Origin of the sequence: Pseudomonas sp. LB-090624, assembly GCF_003205205.1 — a bacterium.
Lineage (GTDB): Bacteria > Pseudomonadota > Gammaproteobacteria > Pseudomonadales > Pseudomonadaceae > Aquipseudomonas.
Window position 1 is genome coordinate 1 of record NZ_QJRL01000024.1, and the last position, 18,969, is coordinate 18,969.

Below are 18,969 nucleotides of genomic sequence, written 5' to 3' on the forward strand. Positions count from 1 at the left end.
CCAGATGAGGATGGCGGTGAGGGGGAACAGATAATTCATGTAGCAAGGGTACTCGCAAAGCAGTGTGTGTAGGCGTTGGCCGTTACAGCAGCAGCGCCTGTCAGATCGAGCGCCGCCCGGGCGGCGCTCGATCTCTGCAACACCCCAGAACTCACGTCATGCATCCCTTGCCCCCGCCTCGCCAGGCGCGAAGGGGCGCTGAGCATTCTTGGCTACACTCAGCTCGACCCCCGTGCATCGGGCGCGGAGCCAAGGAGACCACTCCATGAAAGTGCTGCACATTCCGTTACTGGCGCTGGCGCTATTGTTCAGCGCGCAAGGTTTCGCCGCCAATACTGCGCAACAGGAAAAGATGAAAACCTGCAACGCCGACGCTACCACCAAAGCCCTCAAGGGTGATGAGCGCAAGGCGTTCATGAGCACCTGCTTGAAGAAGGATGTCCCACAAACCCAGCAGGAGAAGATGAAAACCTGCAACGCCGACGCTACCACCAAGGCCCTGAAGGGGGACGAGCGCAAAGCCTTCATGAGCGACTGCCTGAAGAAGAAATGACCTGCGCCTATGCCTGCAGCCTCAAGGCTGGCAGACTGCGGGCATTCCTGCTGTCTGCCGTCGAGGCTGTATGACTTTCACCCCCCGCCAGATCACCCTGGCCAGTCTGATCATCGTCATGGCTGGGTTGCTGCTGGCCTTGCCCCTGAAGTTGCTGCCCAGCCTGCTGGCCGGGCTGTTGGTATTCGAACTGGTCAACATGCTGACCCCGCGCCTGCAGCCGCTGATTGCCGGGCAGCGCGCCCGCTGGTTGGCCGTGGCGCTGCTGGGCACATTGGTGGTCTTTACCCTGGCCTTGCTGATTGCCGGTGCTTTCAGTTTTCTGCTGCACGAGGCGGAAAACCCCGGCGCCTCGCTGGACAAGTTCATGGCCTTGGTCGAACAGGCCCGCAGTCAGCTGCCGCCGTTCATCGAAGCCTATCTGCCGGCCAGTGCCGCCGAATTCAAGGTGGCCATCGGCGACTGGATCAAAAGCCACCTGAGCGATCTGCAACTGGTGGGCAAGGGCATGGCGCACATGTTCGTGACGCTCCTGATCGGCATGATCCTCGGTGCCATCATCGCCTTGCAGCGCATTCCCGATGTGTCCCGGCGCAAGCCACTGGCGGCGGCGCTGTTCGAGCGCCTGAACCTGCTGGTGAAGGCGTTTCGCAACATTGTCTTCGCGCAGATCAAGATTTCGCTGCTCAACACCACCTTCACCGGTATCTTCCTGGCCGTGGTGTTGCCCCTGTTCGACGTGCACCTGCCGCTGACCAAGACGCTGATCGTGCTGACGTTCCTGTTGGGCCTGCTGCCGGTGATCGGCAACCTGATGTCCAACACCCTGATCACCATCGTTGGCTTGTCGCTGTCGATCTGGGTGGCGGCGGCGGCGCTGGGTTACCTTATCGTCATCCACAAGGTCGAGTACTTCCTCAACGCGCGGATCGTGGGTGGGCAGATCAGTGCCAAGGCGTGGGAGCTGCTGCTGGCGATGCTGGTGTTCGAGGCCGCGTTCGGTCTGCCCGGGGTGGTGGCGGGACCGGTCTACTATGCCTACCTCAAGAGTGAGCTGAAGCGGGCGGAGCTGGTCTGATTCAGGATTAGCCTGTGCCGGCCCTTCGCGGGCACAGGCTGAAGAAATGGCTCAGGCTGCGCCGTAACGCTTGCGCGCCTCAATGGCCAGCCCGCTACCAATGCTGCCAAAGATATTGCCTTCCACATGCCGGGCATTCGGCAGCATTGCCGAAACGCTGTTGCGCAGCGCCGGAATCCCGCTGGAGCCACCGGTGAAGAATACGGTGTCGACCTGCCCTTCATTCACCCCGGCCTTGGCCAGCAACTCGGTCACGCTACCGCGAACACGCTCCAGCAACCCTTCGATGGCATCTTCGAACAACACCCGGGTCAGCTCCGCAGTCAGCTCGGGCTCGACCCGGCGCAGGTCGATGCGGCGGCTGTCATGCTCGGTCAGTTCGATCTTGCTGGCTTCCACCTCCATCGCTAGCCAGTGGCCGGCGCGCTGTTCGATCAGTTTGAACAGGCGGTCGATACCGAAGCTGTCCTCGATGTCGTAGCGCATGCTGCCCAGCGCCAGCTGCGACTTCTGCGAGTACAAGGCGTTGATGGTGTGCCAGGTGGCCAGGTTGAGGTGATAGCTGGTCGGCATCAGCGCGCCGCTCTTCATCCGGCTGCCGTAGCCGAACAATGGCATCACGCCCTGCAGGCTCAACTGCTTGTCGAAGTCGGTCCCGCCGATGTGCACGCCACCGGTGGCAAGGATGTCGCTCTGGCGTTCGGCGACCAGGTGGCGCTCGGGCGACAGGCGGATCAGGGTGAAGTCCGAGGTACCACCGCCGATGTCGACGATAAGTACCAGCTCTTCACGGCTGATGCCCGACTCGTAGTCGAAGGCGGCGGCAATCGGCTCGTACTGGAACGACACGTCCTTGAAGCCGATCTTGCGCGCCACCTCGGCCAGGGTATCTTCAGCCTCCTGGTCGGCGGCCGCGTCTTCGTCGACGAAGAACACCGGCCGGCCCAGCACCACCTGGTCGAATTCACGACCTGCGGCGGCCTCGGCGCGCTTCTTCAGCTCGCCGATGAACATGCCCAGCAGGTCCTTGAACGGCAAGGCGCTGCCCAGCACACTGGTGTCATGCTTGATCAGCTTGGAGCCCAGCAGGCTTTTCAGCGAGCGCATCAGGCGGCCTTCGTAGCCTTCCAGGTACTCGTGCAATGCCAGGCGGCCATATACCGGGCGCCGTTCCTCGATGTTGAAGAACACCACCGAAGGCAAGGTGATCTTGCCGTCTTCCAGGGCAATCAGCGATTCCGCGCCAGGGCGGTGCCAGCCTACCGTGGAGTTGGAGGTGCCAAAGTCGATGCCCAGGGCGCGGGCCGGGGATACGTCAGACATGGGGAAATAGCTTCCGGAGGCAAAACGGCCGCGCAGTGTATGCCAGTTGGCTACAGAATCAAGACCAGTCGTCTGCCATGGGGCAAACCCAAGGTGGTCTTGAAAGGCTATGCTTGACCCCTATCTTCTGATGCAACACGCACTTTCACACTGGTGATCCACAGATGGACTTCAAAGACTATTACAAGATACTTGGCGTAGAGCCCACGGCGGACGAGAAGGCGATCAAGGCCGCGTACCGCAAGCTGGCGCGCAAGTATCACCCCGATGTCAGCAAGGAGCGCGATGCCGAGGACAAGTTCAAGGAGGCCAACGAGGCCTACGAGGTGCTTGGCGACGCGCAGAAACGTGCCGAGTTCGACGAAATCCGCAAGTATGGCGGCCAGCATGGCCGGCCATTCCAGGCACCTCCAGGCTGGGAAAGCCGTGGCGGTGGTGGCGGCTTCGAAGGCGGCGATTTCTCCGACTTCTTCAGCTCGATCTTCGGTAACCGCGGTGGCAACCCCTTCGGTGGCACCCGGCAGCAGCAACGCAGCGCCGGCAGGCGGGGGCAGGACGTGGAACTTGAACTGGCGGTATTCCTTGAAGAGACCCTGAGCAAGGAGTCCAAGCAGATCAGCTTCCAGGTGCCGCAAACCAATGCCATGGGCCAGCGCACCGGCTTCACCACCAAGACGCTGAACGTGAAGATTCCGGCCGGGGTGACCGACGGCGAGCGCATCCGCCTCAAAGGCCAGGGCGCGCCGGGCAGCGGTGGTGGGGCCAATGGCGACCTGTTCCTGACCATCCGCATGGCACCGCATCCGCTGTTCGATGTCGAAGGTCATGACCTGATCATCACCGTGCCGCTGGCACCGTGGGAGGCTGCGCTGGGCACCAAGGTGGCGGTGCCGACCCTGGAAGGCAAGATCAACCTCACCATCCGCCCGGACAGCCAGAGCGGCCAGCGCCTGCGCGTACCGGGCAAGGGCCTGGCCAACAAGAACGGCGAGCGCGGCAACCTTTATGCGCAGCTCAAAGTGGTCATGCCACCGGCATCCGACGAGTCTGCCCGCGAATTGTGGACAAAGCTTTCCGAGAAGGCGGCGTTCAACCCGAGGACACAATGGAGTAAGTGATCATGAGCAGCACCCTGATCGTTCAACTGGACATGCGTACCTTGTGTCAGGAAGCCGATGTGACGGCGGACTGCGTGATCGAAATCGTCGAACACGGCATTGTCGAACCTTCCGGGCGAACGCCGGAGGACTGGCTGTTTGACGATCAGGCGCCGTTATTGGCCAAACGCGCGGTGAAGCTGCACCAAGAGCTGGAACTGGAATGGGAAGGCGTGGCGCTGGCGCTGGAGCTACTGCAGGAAGTGCAGCAGTTGCGCAGTGAGAACAGCATGCTGAAGCAGCGGCTGGGCCGGTTTATCCAGCTGTAAGTTCCCCCGCCGGCATCTGTGGGGGATTGCCCAGCCCCAAGTACTGCATAAGCCTCAAGCCTGCGGGGGTACCTGTGGGAGCGGGCTTGCCCGCGAAGAATCCAACACGGTGCATGGCACGGGCTTCGCCCGTGTTCGCGGGACAAGCCCGCTCCCACAGGGATCGCGCAAGATTCTAGAAATTGAGCAAGACAGTTGATCCAACAATGGACCGAATTTCAGGTCGGTTGGGCGCCTGGGTTCAACACCAGCTGCATGAAGGTCAGGTCAAGCCAGCGGCCAAACTTTACCCCCACCTGGGGCATCTGGCCGGTCACTGCGAAGCCCAGACGCTCATGCAGGCGAACCGACGCCGCATTGCCACTCTCGATGGCCGCCACCATCACATGCTTGCCGCATCCCTTCGCACGCTCGATCAGCGCGGCCATCAACACCGGCCCCAACCCCTTGCCCCGCTGGTCGCCACGGATATACACCGAGTGCTCCACAGTCAGGCGGAAGCCCTCGAACGGCCGCCAGTCGCCAAACGAGGCATAGCCCAGCACGCCGGTTTCATCCCTGGCCACCAGGATCGGGTAGCCCTGCTGCGCGCGTGCTTCGAACCAGGCCTGGCGGTTGGCCAGGTCGACGGGGGTTTCGTTCCAGATCGCCGTGGTGTTGCGCACGGCGTCGTTGTAGATGTCGAGGATGCCCGGTACGTCGGCGGGCAGGGCGTCGCGGATTTGGTAACTCATGACAGCGTCTCGCAGGGTCGTTGGTTGCAGGTTAAATGGTTACCAGCCCGCGCACACCTTCGGCCTGCATGTTTTCGCCACGGCCGCGCTGGACGATTTCGCCACGGGCCATGACCAGGTACTGGTCGGCCAGCTCTTCGGCAAAGTCGTAGAACTGCTCCACCAGCAGGATTGCCATGTCCCCGCGTTCGGCCAGGCGGCGGATCACTGCGCCTATTTCCTTGATTACCGAGGGCTGAATGCCTTCGGTCGGCTCGTCGAGGATCAGCAACCGCGGCCGGCTGGCCAGGGCGCGGCCGATCGCCAGCTGTTGCTGCTGGCCGCCGGACAGGTCGCCGCCGCGCCGTTGCTTCATCTGTTCCAATACCGGGAACAGTTCATAGATGAACGCTGGCACTTCGCGGGCCTCACGGGCGGGGAAGCGCGACAGGCCCATCAGCAGGTTTTCCTCGACGGTCAGCCGCGGGAAGATCTCGCGCCCCTGTGGCACGTAGGCGATGCCGGCGTGAACGCGTTGCTGGGGTTTCAGTGCGGTGATCGGCTTGCCTTCCCATTCGATATTGCCTTCGCGAGCCGGCACCAGGCCCATCAGGCAGCGCAGCAGGGTGGTCTTGCCCACGCCATTGCGGCCGAGCAGGCAGGTGACTTCGCCGACGTTGGCTTCAAAGGACAGGCCGCGCAGGATGTGGCTGCCGCCGTAGTACTGGTGCAGGGTGTCGATCTTGAGCATATGAGAATTCCTGGAAGAGATGCTGTGCCTGTGCAGGCGATAGGGCCCGCACAGGTTTGAAGATCTAGCGGCCCAGATACACCTCGACCACCCGCTCATCCGCCTGCACCTGCTCCAGCGATCCCTCCGCCAGCACACTGCCCTGGTGCAGCACGGTCACATGGTCGGCAATGCTGCCGACAAAGCCCATGTCATGTTCCACCACCATCAGGGAATGCTTGCCGGCCAGGCCCTTGAACAGCTCGGCGGTAAACTCGGTCTCGGCATCGGTCATGCCCGCCACCGGTTCATCCAGCAACAGCAATTGCGGTTCCTGCACCAGCAGCATGCCGATTTCCAGAAACTGCTTTTGCCCGTGCGACAGCAGGCCGGCCTGGCGCTGGGCCAGCGGCAGCAAGCGCAAGGTGGTGAGCACCTCCTCGATGCGCTGGTGCTGCTCGCCGCCCAGACGTGCCGCCAGGCTGGCCCACACCGACTTGTCGGTCTTCAGCGCCAGCTCCAGGTTCTCGAACACCGTCAGCGCCTCGAACACCGTGGGCTTCTGGAACTTGCGGCCAATGCCGGCTTGGGCGATCTGGTACTCACCCATGCGGGTCAGGTCGAGGGTGTCGCCGAAATAAGCCGTGCCACTGTCGGGCCGGGTCTTGCCGGTGATCACGTCCATCATGGTGGTCTTGCCGGCGCCATTGGGGCCGATGATGCAGCGCAGTTCGCCCACGCCGATGTACAGGTTCAGGGCGTTCAGGGCCTTGAAGCCATCGAAGCTGACGCTGATGTCCTCCAGGCTCAGCACCGTGCCGTGGCGGGTATCCAGGCCGGCCTTGCGGCTGTGGCCCAGGCCGATGGCATCGCGGCCTGCGCCGAGCTGGTCGAACACCGGCTCAAGCATGAATTCTGGGTGTACCGGGGGCACGCCTCTCATGGCTGGCTCCTTTTCTTCAACAGGCCGACCACGCCCTTGGGCAGGTACAGGGTAACGAGAATGAACAGCGCGCCGAGGAAGAACAGCCAGAACTCCGGGAAGGCCACGGTGAACCAGCTTTTCATGCCATTGACCAGGCCGGCGCCGAGCAGCGGGCCGATCAGCGTGCCGCGCCCGCCGAGGGCCACCCATACGGCGGCTTCGATGGAGTTGGTCGGCGACATTTCGCTGGGGTTGATGATGCCCACCTGCGGCACGTACAACGCCCCGGCCAGGCCGCACAGCACCGCGCTGAGCACCCACACCAGCAGCTTGAAGCCGCGCGGGTCATAGCCGCAGAACATCAGGCGGTTCTCCGCGTCGCGTACTGCCGTCAACAGGCGGCCGAACTTGCTACGGGTCAGGCGCCAGCACAGGTAGAGGCTGGCCAACAGCAGGCCGACAGTCAGCAGGAACAGCACGGCCCGGGTGCCTTGCGCGGTAATGTCAAAGCCCAGGATGGTGCGGAAGTTGGTGAAGCCGTTGTTGCCGCCGAAGCCGGTTTCGTTGCGGAAGAACAGCAACATGCCGGCGAAGGTCAGGGCCTGGGTCATGATCGAGAAGTACACGCCCTTGATCCGTGAACGGAAGGCGAACCAGCCGAACACCAGCGCCAGCAGCCCAGGCGCCAGTACCACCAGGCATAGGGCCCAGGCAAAGTGCTGGGTACCAGCCCAGTACCACGGCAGCTCGGTCCATGACAGGAAGGTCATGAACCCCGGCAAGCCGTCGCCGGCCGCCTGGCGCATCAGGTACATGCCCATGGCGTAGCCGCCCAGGGCGAAGAACAGGCCATGGCCCAGCGAAAGCAAACCGGCGTAGCCCCAGACCAGGTCCAGCGCCAGCGCGACGATGGCATAGCAGAGGATCTTGCCGACCAGGGTCAGGGTGTAGGCCGAGACTTGCAGTGAGTGGTCCGCTGGCAGCAGCGACAGCAGCGGCAGGGCCACCAGCACCAGGACGACGACGGCGCCGATGGCCAGCGACAGGCGCGGCCCGGCCTTTTGCGTAGCGGTGACAAGCAGTGGCTGGTTCATCAGTCGATTACCCGTCCCTTGAGGGCGAACAGGCCTTGCGGGCGCTTCTGGATGAACAGAATGATCAACGCAAGGATAAGGATCTTGCCGAGTACCGCACCGATCTGCGGCTCCAGCAGCTTGTTGGCGATGCCGAGGCCGAAGGCGGCCCAGAGGCTGCCGGCCAGTTGCCCGACACCGCCAAGCACCACCACCAGGAACGAGTCGATGATGTAGCTCTGGCCCAGGTCCGGACCGACGTTGCCGACCTGGCTCAGGGCCACGCCGCCAAGCCCGGCAATGCCTGAACCAAGGCCGAAGGCGAGCATGTCGACGCGCCCGGTGGACACCCCGCAGCAGGCTGCCATGTTGCGGTTCTGGGTGACGGCCCGCACGTTGAGGCCCAGCCGCGTGCGGTTGAGCAGCAGCCAGGTCAGCAATACCACGGCCAGGGCGAAGCCGATGATGACCAGGCGGTTGTATGGCAGCACCAGGTTTGGCAACAGCTGGATGCCGCCCGACAGCCACGCCGGGTTGCTGACCTCGACGTTCTGCGCGCCGAACAGCAGGCGGATGGCCTGGATCAGGATCAGGCTGATACCCCAGGTGGCCAGCAGGGTTTCCAGCGGGCGGCCGTATAGGTGGCGGATCACGGTGCGCTCCAGTGCCATGCCGACCCCAGCACTGACGGCGAAGGCTACCGGCAGGGCGATCAGCGGGTAGAACTCGATGGCGCCTGGCGCGTAGCGCTGCATCAGCACCTGGACCATGTAGGTGCTGTAGGCACCGAGCATCAGCATTTCGCCATGGGCCATGTTGATCACCCCGAGCAGGCCGAAGGTGATGGCCAGGCCGAGCGCCGCCAGCAGCAGGATCGAACCCAGCGACAGCCCGCTGAAGGCCTGGCCGAGCAGTTCGCCGACCAGTAACTTGCGCTGCACCTGCGCCAGGCTGGTTTCGGCGGCTGTGCGCACGCCCGCGTCGGTTTCCGCGCCTGGTTGCAGCAGCGCCTCAAGGCGGGTACGGGCCAATGGGTCACCGGTTTCACCCAGCAGGCGCACAGCGGCCAGGCGCACTGCTGGCTCGCTGGCGCCCAGCTGCAGGTTGGCCAGGGCCAGGCCGAGGGCAGCCCGCACCGCAGCGTCCGGCTCGGCGGCGAAGCGCCGGTCGAGGAAGGCCATTTGCGCGGGTTGTGCGCTTTTCTGTAGTTGCTGGGCCGCGGCCAGGCGGGTGTCGCTGTTGTCGCTGAGCAACTGATGGCTGGCCAGGGCGTTGTCGATCAGGCCGCGCAGGCGGTTGTTCAGGCGCACCTTGCGGGTGTCGTCGGCGGCGATGCGGCCCTGGCGCAGGTTGTCCAGCAGCGGCAGGCGCCCGGCATCGGGTTGTGCTGCCCAGCCTTCGAGCAGGCTGGCTTGCTCGGCGGGCTTGGCGGTGAGAAAGAATTCGCCCTCGCTGGCCTGGGTGGCCATGGGCAACAGCAGAAGCAGGGTGAGCAGCAGTCTGAGCATGCGGGTAGTCCTGGTAATCGGTGGTCGATTCTTCGCGGGACAAGCCCGCTCCCAGAGGCCTGTGGGAGCGGGCTTGCCCCGCGAATGGGCTGCAAGGCAGCCCCATGCACTCAGTTACCTTTCACCGCATAGTCCGGACGCTTGTCGTTGCCCGGAATGAACGGGCTCCATGGTTGCGCCCGCAGCGGCTGCTCGGTTTCCCACACCACGCTGAACTGCCCGTCATCCTGGATTTCGCCGATCATCACCGGTTTGTGCAGGTGGTGGTTGGTCTTGTCCATGGTCAGGGTGAAGCCCGACGGCGCCTTGAAGCTCTGCCCGGCCAGTGCTTCGCGGACCTTGTCAACGTCGGTGGACTTGGCTTTCTCGACAGCCTGGGCCCACATGTGGATGCCCACGTAGGTGGCTTCCATCGGGTCGTTGGTCACTGCCTTGTCGGCGCCCGGCAGACCCTTGGCCTTGGCGTAGGCTTTCCAGTCGGCGACGAACTTCTGGTTGACCGGGTTATCCACGGACTCGAAGTAGTTCCATGCGGCCAGGTGGCCCACCAGCGGCTTGGTGTCGATGCCACGCAGTTCTTCTTCGCCCACCGAGAAGGCCACCACGGGCACGTCGGTGGCCTTCAGGCCCTGGTTGGCCAGCTCCTTGTAGAACGGCACGTTCGAGTCGCCATTGACCGTGGAGATGACTGCAGTCTTGCCGCCAGCGGAGAACTTCTTGATGTTGGCGACGATGGTCTGGTAATCGGCGTGGCCGAACGGGGTGTACACCTCCTCGATGTCCTTGTCGGCCACGCCCTTGCTGTGCAGGAACGCGCGCAGGATCTTGTTGGTGGTGCGCGGGTAGACGTAATCGGTACCCAGCAGGAAGAAGCGCTTGGCGCTGCCGCCGTCTTCGCTCATCAGGTATTCCACCGCCGGGATGGCCTGCTGGTTAGGCGCGGCGCCGGTGTAGAACACGTTCGGCGACATCTCCTCACCCTCGTATTGCACCGGGTAGAACAGCAGGCCGTTGAGCTCTTCGAATACCGGCAGCACCGACTTGCGTGACACCGAGGTCCAGCAGCCGAACACCACGGCGACCTTGTCCTGGGTCAGCAGCTGGCGGCTCTTTTCCGCGAACAGCGGCCAGTTGGAGGCCGGGTCGACCACCACCGGTTCGAGCATTTTGCCGTTGACCCCGCCTTTGGCGTTGATCTCGTCGATGGTCATCAGCGCCATGTCCTTGAGCGAGGTCTCGGAAATGGCCATGGTCCCCGACAGCGAATGCAGGATGCCGACCTTGATGGTCTCGGCGGCCTGGATGCTCCAGCTCAGGCCCATTGCGGCAATCGATGCGCTGAGGGTAAAGGCCTTGATCAGACTGCGACGCTTCATGTGCTCTCTCCGCTGAGTTTTTTATGGTGTTGGCCAAGCGGGGAGAGGCATTGCAAGGGGTGTGCCTAACGGCGGGATGCGCGCAATAGAGGGGTTGTGCGAGGTGTTGGGGCGTTGGTTGGATCCAGGTTGGTGCTTGATGGATTTACGTGCACAGGATTGGGGCCGCTGTGCGGCCCCGGGGCCATCAGCCGTTACGCACTGCCGTGCGCGGATGGCGCTTGCTGCGCACCCCCTGATAGGTCACCGCAAGCAGCACAAACCAGATCGGCGTCACCACCAGTGCCGCGCGGGTATCGTCTTCCAGGCTCAGCAGCACCAGGATGAAAGCAAAGAACACCAGGCACACGTAGCACATGAAGCGCCCGCCCGGCATCTTGTATTTCGATGCCTGGTGCAGCGCCACACGGTGCTTGCGGTACTTCAGGTACGACAGCAGGATCAGCGTCCAGACGAACATGAACAGCACCGCCGAAACGGTGGTTACCAAGGTGAACGCCTCGATCACGTTCGGCACCAGGTAGATCAGCACTGCCCCCAGCAGCAGGCAGGTGCAGGAGAAGAACAGGCCGTTGGCCGGTACCGAGCGGCTCGACAGTTTTTCGAACGCCTTGGGTGCGTCGCCTTCCTGCGACAGCCCGTACAGCATGCGGCTGGTGGAGAACACGCCGCTGTTTGCCGACGATGCCGCCGAGGTCAGTACCACGAAGTTGATGATGCTCGCCGCTGCCGGCAGACCGGCCAGCACGAACAGCTCGACGAACGGGCTCTTGCCCGGCACCACGTCACGCCATGGGGTCACCGCCATGATCGCGATCAGCGCCAGTACGTAGAACACGATGATGCGGATCGGGATCGAGTTGATCGCCCGTGGCAAAGTACGTTCCGGGTTCTTCGCCTCTGCGGCGGTGGTACCCACCAGCTCGATGCCGACGAAGGCGAACACGGCGATCTGGAAGCCGGCGAAAAAGCCCATCAGGCCGTTGGGGAACATGCCGCCGTCATTCCACAGGTTGGCCAGCTGCGCAGTGCGCCCGCTGGGCGAGGTGAAGCCGGTGATGACCATGTACAGCCCGGTGGCGACCAGGCCGAGGATGGCAACGATCTTGACCAGGGCGAACCAGAACTCCAGCTCGCCGAACATTTTCACCGTCACCAGATTCAACGACAGCAGGAGCGCCACGCAGGTCAGTGCCGGTATCCACTGTGGCAGGTCGGGGAACCAGAATTGCGTGTAGGCAGCGATGGCGACCACATCGGCGATGCCGGTGACCACCCAGCAGAACCAGTAGGTCCAGCCCGTGAAGTAGCCGGCCCACGGGCCGAGCAGGTCGGCGGAGAAGTCGATGAACGACTTGTAGTTGAGGTTCGACAGCAGCAGTTCGCCCATGGCGCGCATGACGAAGAACAGCATGAAGCCGATGATCATGTAGACGAAGATGATCGACGGCCCGGCCAGGCTGATGGTCTTGCCCGAGCCCATGAACAGGCCGGTGCCGATCGCGCCGCCGATGGCGATCAGCTGAATGTGGCGGTTGGTCAGGTTGCGTTGCAGATGCGGTTCATCTGGCGCTATGGGTGAGGTTTGCGTCATAGGCTGCATTCCCTTGTAAAGGTCTGTCTTCTTGTCAGAGGTAGCCGGGTAGGCTAACACGCGCGTTCCAGTTCAGGGCGCGACAGATCGACTCGACTTTTGGCTAGCAGCGTCTCCCTGTGTGGGCCTCTTCGCGGGCGAGCCCGCGCCTACAGAAGCGGGTTTGCCCGCGTCGAGGCCCGTTCAGGCAAAGCAAGGCTCAGGCGTTGGCCATCTCCCGGTGGCGCCTCACCACCAGGCTATCCACCACCCACATCACCAACATCGATACCCCTACCAGCGGGAACAGCACCCCTAGCACCAGCATCACCCCCACCGCTGCCTTCCAGCGCGGCAGGTCATGACGCAGCGGCGGCACACCCAGGCCACCCTCGGGCCGGCGCTTCCACCACATCACCAGCCCGCTCACCGAGCCCAGCATGATCATCAGGCATACCAGCAGGATGATGATCTGGTTGAACGCCCCGAACATCTTGCCTTCATGCAGCATCACCCCCAGCTCGGTGGCGCGGGCTACCGGGCTGTAGTCCTGCCAGCGCACATCCGCCAGCACCTTGCCGGTGTACTGGTCGACATGCAGGGTAGCGTCGTTGCGCGGGTCGTCCGCGAATACGGCAATGGTGAACACCCCGTCTGCGGTGGTGGGCAGGGTGACGCTGTAGCCTGGCTCGACCTGCCGCGCGGTGGCGATGTCCTCGACCTGCTGCAGGCTCACCAGCGGTGCCGCGGGCATGGCAGTAGTGGTGTGGTGCCCGGCATGCTCGGCGTGCGCGCCGGACTGCGGCATTGGCGTGTTTTCCATTGCCCACGGCACGGTCTGGCGATGCGCACTGTTCAGCTCCCGGGCCTGCTGGTCCGACTTGGGCACGTCGTTCCACATGGCTGCCGGGAAGCGGTTCCACAGATCGGCGTACTGCTTGCCCCACAGGCCGGTCCAGGTCATGCCGCTGAGCAGCATCAGCAACAGCAGGGCCGATCCCCAAAAACCGGTTACCGCGTGCAGGTCGCGCCACAGCAGCCGGCCGCGTGCCGATAGCCGTGGCCACAGCACGCCAGCACCATTGCGCCCGCGTGGCCACCACAAGTACAGGCCCGACACCACCAGCACGATGCCCCAGCCTGCGGCCAGTTCCACCAGGCGGTCACCCAGCGTGCCGACCATCAGCTCGCCATGCAGGGCACGGGCGATGGCCTGCAGGTTCTGCTTGCCGTCCTGCTCGCCGAGCACCTTGCCACTGTAAGGGTCGACGAACACATTCAGCTCGCGGCCACCGTCATGCACCACGAACTGCGCGCTGCGCTCGGCGTTCAGCGGTGGCAGGTACTGGCCGACATGGCCCTTGGGGTAGGCCTGGCGCACTTCGGCCAGCATCAGGTCGGCGCCCTGTCGATGGTGGCCGGCCTCGACCACCATCAGGTCGCGGTACAGCAGCGGGTCAAGCTGCGGCTTGAACAGGTAGATGATCCCGGTGATCGCCAGCAGGATCATGAACGGGGCCACGAACAGCCCCGCATAGAAGTGCCAACGCCAGGCCAGGTTATAGAAACTGATGCGTGTTCCTCTCATGGGAACCTCCTGTTTGACCAGCTGATGGGCGCACCCGAAGATGCGCCCGGGTTGTTGTCAGAAGCTGAAATCGACCTTGGTCCACACGGTCCTGCCTGGCTCGTTGACCGGCTGTGGATCGGTTGCCGGGTAGCCGAACCCGGCATTCCCGGCCAGGTTCAAGTGCTCGGCGTAGGTTTTGTCGAACAGGTTGTCGACCCCTGCGCTGAGCTTGAGGTTGCTGTTCACCTTGTAGGCGCCGTTCAGCGAAAACACGCCGAAGCCGGCGCTCTTGTCGTAGTCCTTGCCAACCACGTTGCCTTGGTTTTCGGCGATGCGATTCTGCGCCGCCACCAGCCGCCACAGCGCGCCGACGCTCCATGCGTCACGGCTGTAGGTCAGGCCCAGGCGGCTTTCCAGCGGTGGCATTTGCGGCAGTGCCTTGCCGTCGCTGCTGTTCTTGCCCCAGGCGTAGGCCAGCGTGGCGTCTGCCTTCCAGTTTTCCGTCAGCTGGTAGGCTGCGCCCAGCTCGCCACCCATGATGCGGGCGTCGATGTTCTGTGCCTGCGAGGTGCTCATGCCCATCATGCCGGTGCGGTAGTCGAACAGGATGTAGTTGCGGATCTGCCCGACATAGCCCGAGGCCCAGGCCTCCAGACGCTCGGTGCGGTACTGGATGCCGAAGTCGAGCTGGGTGGTTTTCTCTGGCTTGATGCTGTCGAAGGCATTGACCGAGCCGGCAGGGCCTTGGTCCGGGGAGAACAGCTCCCAGTAGTCAGGGAACCGTTGAGCATGGCCAAGCCCGATGTAGGTGGTGGCGGGGAGCGCCGCCAAGTCGTGCTCGTAGCGCAGGAAGCCGCTGGGCAGGGTGTCGGCACGGGTGTTGCCGTTGGTGGCGCTGTCATCGCGGAAATCCTTGGCCGAGGCGCGGTCCAGCCGTGCGCCGGTGATCAGCCGATCCGTGCCAGTGGCGTACCACGTCAGCTCGCCGAATGCACCGTAGTTGTGGAAGTCGGCGTCCTTGTCCCAAGGCTGGTTCTTGTAGGTGTCAATACCCATGGCACTGCGTGCGCGGTGTTCGTTGGTCTGCGCATCGATGCCGCTGATCAGCTGCACGTCAGCCCAGCGCCATGTGGCCTTGATACGCGCGCCCATGGTGCGGCGGTCGACTGCGGCGGCCATGGGGCCGGCCATCATGCCGGTGCCTGACGGCGTGCGCAGGCTGTAGTTGTCCATCACGTGGTCGGCGTAGTTGTAGTAGACCTGGGCCTCGACCTTGTCCAGCACCTCGCCGAGGTTGGACTTTTCGAAGCGCAGGCCCAGGCTTTCGCGCTTGAACTGCGAGCCGTCCATGCCGCGCCCGGCGTAGCGGGCTTCGCCATCGCCTTTGCCGGCGGTCAGCTCCAGCAGCGTGTCCTGGTCGGGCGTCCAGCCCAGCGCGACGTCGCCGTTCCACTTGTCCCAGCGGGATGGCAGGGTGTCGTGGCTGCCGTCATGGTAGTCGTCCGAGCGCGACTGGTTACCGACGAAGCGCGCATAGGCCTGGCTGTTGCCGGCTGCGGCGTCCAGCACCTTGTCGAAACGGCCGTTGGAGCCTGCCAGCAGGCTGGCGTTGACCCGGCTGCCGAGGGTGCCGAACTTTTCCGGTTCGCGTTCGAAGAGGATGGTGCCAGCCGAGCCGCCGGGGCCCCAGATTACGCTTTGCGGGCCTTTGATGACGGTCAGCCGGTCGTAGGTTTCCGGCGAAATGTAAGAAGTGGGAGCGTCCATGCGGTTGGGGCAGGCGCCGAGCATCAGGCCGCCATTGGTGAGAATGTTCAGGCGCGAGCCAAACATGCCGCGCAGAACCGGGTCGCCGTTGGTGCCGCCGGCGCGGATCGCCGAGAAGCCGGGGATGGTCTTCAGGTAGTCGGCGCCGTCGCTGGCCGGCACCGGCTGGCGTGGGTCTTTCGGGTTGGTGACCACCGTCAGCGGTGAGCTCGGGGCCACGGCAGTGATTACCGTCGGGCTTAGCTCGGGTGCGTCGTGCGCATGGCCTTCTTGGCCAAGGTCGGCGGCCAGGGCCACGGGCGCGAGCAGCGAGCCGCAGACGGCGGCGATGGTCCCACGCAGGGACAAGGCAAAAACAGGGGTGCAGCCAGACATAATGATTCCAGTCGATCAGTCATGAGTCAGCGCGAAGCCTCCTGGCTCCGTGCGCAAAATGTGCTTTCAGACGCTGATCGAGGAAGGTGGGGCGCGGCTGCGCGCACCGGGGAATACAGCCTGCCTGGCATGGCCCTGGTGCGTTGCGGCAAACAGGTGGCTGGTGGGGGCAAGGCCGCCGGCGCTTAGCGGGCTCAGGGCCTGGGGCAAGGCCGGGCAATTGAACAACAGGCTGCAGTAACCGCATTTTTCCCACATCACGTGCAACTGGCCATCGCTGCCGTGGCCGTGATGTGCGTCGCCGTGCTGATGGGCTGCCGTCATCGGCATGTCCATCGGCATGCCCATGCCAGCGTGGTGGTCCATCGGCATCGACTGGGAAATCAGCGGGCCGATGAAGATCATCCACATGGCGAACAGGCTCAGCCATCCGCCACCGGCGCGCCTGCGGTCAGGGCGGGTGGTACGGCGGGTGCTGTTGCGCGGCAGGCTCATGGCGAGTGCCTGTGAGCAGGTGTCAGTGCGCGTGTTCGTGGGCTTGCGGCTGGTCCGTCGGCGCCTGCTTCTGCACGGCCACTTCGACGGTCACATCGCCGGCTTTTTCGAAGTGCAGCGTCAACGGGAAGCGCTTGCCATCAACGAGCAGGCTGCGGTCCTTGGGCTGCATCAGCATCACGTGGTAGGCACTGGGGGCGAAGGTCAGGTCCTTGCCGGCGGGCACCGCCACGCTCGGTACCTGCTGCATCTTCATGGCGCCGCTGGCGCTCATCGCGTGTTCATGCAATTGCGCATCATCGGTGATGGGGCTGTCGACGCTGAGCAGGCGGTCATCGGCCTGGCCATTGTTGTGCACCACGAAATAGGCCGCCACGTTGGGGGCGTTGGGCGGCAGCTGCAGTGACCAGGGATGGGCAATGTGCAGGTCACCCACGCTGTATTCATGGGCATTGGCAAAGGCGCCAGGCAGCAGCAGGGCGGCCATGACGAGGGCGTGCTTGAGCATGGTGAATCTCCGTTCTGTTCAGGTTCAGGCAGACAGCGTAAGAACTCAGGCCAGCGGAGAGGCACGGGGGTTTAACGCAGGCCAGAGCTGGCGCGGCGTGGGGTGGGAGTCTGCAGGTGGTTGCAACAGCCCGGCGATCAGTGTCGGCGGGTTGTGCAACTGCGGCGGGTAGACTGGCAGGGCCAGCAGCGGTGCAGCGCCAGAGCAGCACCAGCAGTTCATCATGCCGCCGCTGTCGTCGCTTTGCGGGCCTAGATCGATCTTGGCCAGGGCCTGGACATCGACCTTGGCCTTGTTGGCCATGCTGGAACAGAAAGCCCCCCACAGCAGCTGCTCGGCCGGGCCCTTGGGCACGGCTGAGGCCAGCGGCATGGCCAGCAGGTTGAACAGCACTGCTAGGCAGGCTATCCAGGCTATGTGCCGACGTGGGGGCATGGAGAGATCCGGTCAGGAATCGTGGTGGGTATTGTAAGGCGGAGTATAGGTAAAAATGGCGGGGTGCGGTGAAGTGACGCAGGCAGGCAGTTGAACCGGTGTCTGCTGCTTCGCGGGCACGCCCGCGAAGAAGGCCAAATCAAGCTCAAGCCTTGTTGCGGCCCATCAGCCCGCGTACGGTCTCTTGCAGGTCTGCCGGTAGCACCACCACCTTGGCGTTGTTGCTGCTCGCCAGGTTCTCCATGGCCCCGACATAACGCTCGCCCAGCAAGTACATCGCCGGCACTGTCTCGTTGCCCACCGCTTCCTTCACCAGCGAAATCGCCCGGGCCGAAGCCTCGGCCAGGCTGATCTGCGCCTCGGCATCCAGCCTGGCGGCCTGCAGGCGCGCTTCTGCTTCAAGGATCGCCGCCTGTTTGGCCCCTTCGGCACGGGTCACGTCGGCCTTGCGCTCCCGCTCGGCCGCGGCCTGGCGCTCCATGGCCAGTTGCATGTTCTCCGAAGGCTTGATGTCCTGGATTTCCACCGAGCGCACGGTCACCCCCCAGTCTTCGGTCTGCTCCGACATTGCCTCGCGCAGGCGTGCCTTGATCTGCTCGCGGCTGGACAGCGCCTCATCGAGGTCCATGGCACCAACGATGGCGCGCAACGAGGTCATGGTCAGGCTGGTGACGGCGAAAGAGAAGTTCTGGACGCCATACGAGGCCTTCTGCGGGTCGACCACCTTGGCGAAGCACAGCGCATTGGCGACGATTACCGCGTTGTCCTTGGTGATGATTTCCTGCTCCTGCACATCAAGGATGATGTCCTTGGTCGGCAGGCGGTAGGCGACCACGTCCATGTACGGGATAACGATGTTCAGGCCCGGCTTGAGGGTGCTGTTGTAGCGGCCCAGGCGTTCGACGATCCATTCCTCGCCCTGGGGCACGATGCGTACCCCTTTGAATACGGTGATCAGGACGAACACCGCGATGGCGGCAACGACGATGAGGCTGGTCATGATGCAAAATTCCTTTTAGTGCGGGTTCAGGCCCGAATGACGCGGGCGGTGTTGCCTTCGATGGCGGTGAGGCGTACCCGCTCGCCAGCGGCGATTTCGCTGTCGGCGATGCAGGTCCATTCTTCATTGCCGAGGATCGGCTTCTGGAAACGTACGCGGCCTTTGTGGAACTCCGACACGCCAGCGGTCAGCAGGCCGACTTCGCCGATCACGCTGTCGGCGGTCCAGCGCACATCCGGCTGCTTGCGCCGGAACAGCTTGAACCACAGCACAGTGGTGGCCGACGACAGCAGGACCCACAGCAACACCTGCATGTCCAGCTGCAGGCTGGGGGCGGCCAGCGCGATGAGCGCGACCAGCACGGCACCGATGCCGAACCAGAGGATGAAGAACGTCGGCAGGACCAGTTCGAGCAGGGTCAGCGCGATGCCGAACACCAGCCAGATCCACCATTGCATTTCCATATGGGTAGTGCCTTCCAGAGGGGAGAGCCTCAGTTTAAGGCAGCGGCGCGGCACAGGGCCACTCGCCGGGTTGAAGG

The 18,969-nt window shown here is 63.8% G+C and carries 19 protein-coding genes; 4 read left to right on the top strand and 15 right to left on the bottom strand.

Translation table 11 applies throughout. The features are described from left to right. Positions 1-265 precede the first annotated feature (265 nt). Both DMX11_RS19445 and DMX11_RS19450 read left to right on the top strand, forming a co-directional pair. Entirely contained in the window at positions 266-553 is a 288-nt protein-coding gene (locus DMX11_RS19445; protein ID WP_110745986.1) for a PsiF family protein, read from the top strand. Positions 554-623: 70 nt separating this feature from the next. After that, positions 624-1,631, top strand: coding sequence for an AI-2E family transporter (locus tag DMX11_RS19450; protein WP_110745987.1), 1,008 nt, complete (start codon positions 624-626; stop codon positions 1,629-1,631). Between the two features lie 51 nt (positions 1,632-1,682). Here DMX11_RS19450 and DMX11_RS19455 read toward each other — a convergent pair whose 3' ends face one another. Next, positions 1,683-2,954, bottom strand: coding sequence for an Hsp70 family protein (locus tag DMX11_RS19455; protein WP_110745988.1), 1,272 nt, complete (start codon positions 2,952-2,954; stop codon positions 1,683-1,685). Positions 2,955-3,118: 164 nt separating this feature from the next. Between DMX11_RS19455 and cbpA the strand changes: the two genes are divergently transcribed. Together cbpA and DMX11_RS19465 are read left to right on the top strand one after the other, a co-directional pair. Then, positions 3,119-4,072 (top strand): curved DNA-binding protein, encoded by a 954-nt coding sequence (gene cbpA / locus DMX11_RS19460; RefSeq protein ID WP_110745989.1) that lies wholly within the window; start codon positions 3,119-3,121, stop codon positions 4,070-4,072. A gap of 2 nt (positions 4,073-4,074) precedes the next feature. Further along, complete coding sequence (locus DMX11_RS19465) at positions 4,075-4,380, top strand: chaperone modulator CbpM (protein ID WP_110745990.1); 306 nt, start codon at positions 4,075-4,077, stop codon at positions 4,378-4,380. Between the two features lie 218 nt (positions 4,381-4,598). On the opposite strand, the gene DMX11_RS19470 is transcribed toward DMX11_RS19465, so the two are convergent. The 14 genes from DMX11_RS19470 to DMX11_RS19540 form a co-directional block, all read right to left on the bottom strand. Then, positions 4,599-5,114 (bottom strand): GNAT family N-acetyltransferase, encoded by a 516-nt coding sequence (locus DMX11_RS19470; protein ID WP_110745991.1) that lies wholly within the window; start codon positions 5,112-5,114, stop codon positions 4,599-4,601. A 31-nt stretch (positions 5,115-5,145) separates the two neighbouring features. Next, positions 5,146-5,844, bottom strand: a complete 699-nt coding sequence (urtE, locus tag DMX11_RS19475) for an urea ABC transporter ATP-binding subunit UrtE (RefSeq protein WP_110745992.1) — start codon at positions 5,842-5,844, stop codon at positions 5,146-5,148. A 64-nt stretch (positions 5,845-5,908) separates the two neighbouring features. Further along, on the bottom strand, positions 5,909-6,766 hold the full coding sequence (gene urtD / locus DMX11_RS19480; protein ID WP_110745993.1) for an urea ABC transporter ATP-binding protein UrtD: 858 nt from the start codon (positions 6,764-6,766) through the stop codon (positions 5,909-5,911). After that, complete coding sequence (urtC, locus tag DMX11_RS19485) at positions 6,763-7,842, bottom strand: urea ABC transporter permease subunit UrtC (protein ID WP_110745994.1); 1,080 nt, start codon at positions 7,840-7,842, stop codon at positions 6,763-6,765. Before urtC ends, urtD begins: the two co-directional genes overlap by 4 nt. Next, positions 7,842-9,329, bottom strand: coding sequence for an urea ABC transporter permease subunit UrtB (gene urtB, locus DMX11_RS19490; RefSeq protein ID WP_110745995.1), 1,488 nt, complete (start codon positions 9,327-9,329; stop codon positions 7,842-7,844). The genes urtC and urtB overlap by 1 nt, the downstream gene beginning before the upstream one ends. A 110-nt stretch (positions 9,330-9,439) precedes the next feature. Next, a complete protein-coding gene (gene urtA / locus DMX11_RS19500) occupies positions 9,440-10,705 on the bottom strand; it encodes an urea ABC transporter substrate-binding protein (protein ID WP_012274414.1) in 1,266 nt (421 codons plus the stop codon). Between the two features lie 187 nt (positions 10,706-10,892). Continuing rightward, entirely contained in the window at positions 10,893-12,299 is a 1,407-nt protein-coding gene (cycA, locus tag DMX11_RS19505; RefSeq protein ID WP_110745997.1) for a D-serine/D-alanine/glycine transporter, read from the bottom strand. Positions 12,300-12,498: 199 nt separating this feature from the next. Beyond that, positions 12,499-13,866 (bottom strand): PepSY domain-containing protein, encoded by a 1,368-nt coding sequence (locus DMX11_RS19510; RefSeq protein WP_110745998.1) that lies wholly within the window; start codon positions 13,864-13,866, stop codon positions 12,499-12,501. 57 nt (positions 13,867-13,923) lie between these two features. Further along, positions 13,924-15,990, bottom strand: coding sequence for a TonB-dependent copper receptor (locus tag DMX11_RS19515; RefSeq protein ID WP_110745999.1), 2,067 nt, complete (start codon positions 15,988-15,990; stop codon positions 13,924-13,926). A 66-nt stretch (positions 15,991-16,056) separates the two neighbouring features. Then, positions 16,057-16,485, bottom strand: a complete 429-nt coding sequence (locus tag DMX11_RS19520) for a DUF2946 domain-containing protein (RefSeq protein ID WP_110746000.1) — start codon at positions 16,483-16,485, stop codon at positions 16,057-16,059. 22 nt (positions 16,486-16,507) lie between these two features. Next, positions 16,508-16,993: a copper chaperone PCu(A)C gene (locus tag DMX11_RS19525; protein ID WP_110746001.1), complete on the bottom strand. Its 486-nt coding sequence runs from the start codon at positions 16,991-16,993 to the stop codon at positions 16,508-16,510. A gap of 45 nt (positions 16,994-17,038) precedes the next feature. Beyond that, a complete protein-coding gene (locus DMX11_RS19530) occupies positions 17,039-17,428 on the bottom strand; it encodes a DUF2946 domain-containing protein (protein ID WP_110746002.1) in 390 nt (129 codons plus the stop codon). 145 nt (positions 17,429-17,573) lie between these two features. Further along, positions 17,574-18,428 carry an SPFH domain-containing protein gene (locus tag DMX11_RS19535; protein WP_110746003.1) on the bottom strand — a complete coding sequence of 285 codons (855 nt, stop codon included), beginning with the start codon at positions 18,426-18,428 and terminating at the stop codon, positions 17,574-17,576. A gap of 26 nt (positions 18,429-18,454) precedes the next feature. Continuing rightward, on the bottom strand, positions 18,455-18,892 hold the full coding sequence (locus DMX11_RS19540; RefSeq protein ID WP_110746004.1) for an NfeD family protein: 438 nt from the start codon (positions 18,890-18,892) through the stop codon (positions 18,455-18,457). Between the last annotated feature and the right edge of the window lie 77 nt (positions 18,893-18,969).